This window comes from Aquabacterium sp., assembly GCF_036279655.1.
Lineage (GTDB): Bacteria > Pseudomonadota > Gammaproteobacteria > Burkholderiales > Burkholderiaceae_C > Aquabacterium.
Map to the genome: position 1 here is coordinate 1 of NZ_DASUIT010000159.1, position 2281 is coordinate 2281.

The 2281-nt window shown below is 63.5% G+C and carries 2 protein-coding genes; both read left to right on the forward strand.

The genetic code is table 11. The annotated features are described in order from the left end of the window. Positions 1-121: 121 nt before the first annotated feature. Positions 122-1660 (forward strand): fumarate hydratase, encoded by a 1539-nt coding sequence (locus tag VFW84_RS16945; RefSeq protein WP_329681650.1) that lies wholly within the window; start codon positions 122-124, stop codon positions 1658-1660. A 112-nt stretch (positions 1661-1772) separates the two neighbouring features. Next, a partial coding sequence (locus VFW84_RS16950) for an MBL fold metallo-hydrolase (protein WP_329681651.1) occupies positions 1773-2281 on the forward strand: 509 nt, incomplete at its 3' end.

The following is a 2281-nucleotide window of genomic DNA, read 5'->3' on the forward strand; positions in this document are numbered from 1 at the left end:
AGTCGTCAGCCGTTGAAAGGCTCGGCCTGTCAAAATAGCAGGCTGATCCCACCGTAGCAGACCTTGCGCCGCGCCACCAGCGTGGCACCCGTTGTCCACGTCCACACCATTGCCCCAAGCCATGACCACGAGCATCCGCCAGAACGACCTGATCGAATCCGTTGCCGCCGCCCTGCAGTACATCAGCTACTACCACCCGGCCGACTACATCGCCCACCTGGCCCGCGCCTATGAGCGCGAGCAAAGCGCCGCCGCCAAGGACGCCATCGCGCAGATCCTGACCAACAGCAAGATGAGCGCCACCGGCCACCGCCCGATCTGCCAGGACACCGGCATCGTCAACGTGTTCCTGAAGGTGGGCATGGACGTGCGCTGGGAAGGTTTCGAAGGCAGCCTGGACGACGCCATCAACGAAGGCGTGCGCCGCGGCTACAACCACCCCGACAATACGCTGCGCGCCAGCGTGGTGGCCGACCCGCAGTTCGACCGCAAGAACACCAAGGACAACACGCCGGCCGTGATCTTCACCGAGATCGTGCCGGGCAACACGGTGGAAGTGACCGTGGCCGCCAAGGGTGGCGGCTCGGAAAACAAGTCGAAGATGGTCATGCTCAACCCGGGCGACAACGTGGTCGACTGGGTGCTCAAGACCGTGCCGACCATGGGCGCCGGCTGGTGCCCGCCTGGCATGCTGGGCATCGGCATCGGTGGCACCGCCGAAAAGGCGGTGCTGATGGCCAAGGAGAGCCTGATGGACGACCTGGACATGTACCAGCTGCAGGCAAAGGCCTCCAAAGGCGAGAAGCTGAACAAGCTCGAAGAGATGCGCCTGGAGCTGTACGAGAAGGTGAATGCGCTCGGCATCGGCGCCCAGGGCCTGGGCGGCCTGACGACCGTGCTCGACATCAAGATCAAGATGTACCCCACGCACGCGGCCAGCAAGCCCGTGGCCATGATCCCCAACTGCGCCGCCACGCGCCACGCGCACTTTGTGCTCGACGGCAGCGGCCCGGTCTACATCGACCCGCCGAGCCTGGACCTCTGGCCCGACGTGGCCTGGACGCCCGACTACGTGAAGAGCAAGAAGGTGGACCTCAACGCCCTCACCGCCGCCGAAGTGGCGAGCTGGAAACCGGGTGACACCCTGCTGCTCAACGGCAAGATGCTGACTGGCCGCGATGCCGCCCACAAGCGCATCCAGGACATGCTGGCCAAGGGTGAGCAACTGCCTGTGGACTTCACCAACCGCGTCATCTATTACGTGGGCCCTGTGGACCCCGTGCGCGACGAAGTGGTCGGCCCCGCAGGCCCCACCACGGCTACCCGCATGGACAGCTTCACCGAAATGATGCTGGCCAAAACTGGTTTGATTTCCATGGTGGGCAAGGCCGAGCGCGGCCCCGCCGCCATCGAAGCCATCAAGAAGCACAAGTCGGCTTACCTGATGGCCGTCGGCGGCTCGGCCTACCTCGTGTCCAAGGCCATCAAGGCCGCCAAGGTGGTGGGCTTTGCCGACCTGGGCATGGAAGCCATCTATGAGTTCGACGTGGTCGACATGCCGGTGACCGTGGCCGTGGACAGCGGCGGCACCAGCGCCCACATTGAAGGGCCCAAGACCTGGCAGGCCAAGATCGGCAAGATTCCGGTCAGCGTGGCTTGATAAGGAAGTGGTTTGACTCTGCCTTGAGTTGAACACCCGGCCCCGACAGGCTTTGCGCCTCTCGGGGCTTTGTTTTGCGTGTGAACCAGTCGATCAGGATGTACCAACGGACATGAAGAACCGCTACTACAACCCGGCGAAGAAACACCATCGACCTGATGGCTTCCAGAACAACTACCAGTCGTTCAGAGGCAAGCGCTGGCACGAGTTGCTGCGCTGGCGCTGGCAGGCCTGGCGTGCAGGGCACCCTCGCCCCATCAGCACGCCCATCCCCGTGGTCACACCTGATCTGACCTTCATCCATGCCAATGCCCAGGCAGGCCTGGCCATGCAGCCCGCGGTCACCTGGATCGGCCATATCACGGTGCTGGCGCAAATGGGTGGGATCAACATCCTCACGGACCCGGTCTTCTCGGACCGCTGCTTCCCCGTGCAATGGGCTGGCCCCAAGCGCCAGACGCCACCGGGCTTGACGCTGGATCAACTGCCTCACATTGACGTGGTGCTGCTGTCACACAACCACTATGACCACATGGATGAAGGCTCCTTGCTGGCCTTGTCCAAACAGGCTGGTGGCTGCCCCTTGTTCATCACGCCCCTGGGGCACAAGCACTGGTTTGC

Bases quoted from the DNA above. Each gene is read 5' to 3' on its own strand.
- VFW84_RS16945 (WP_329681650.1), top strand. From the start codon at position 122: ATGACCACGAGCATCCGCCAGAACGACCTGATCGAATCCGTTGCCGCC.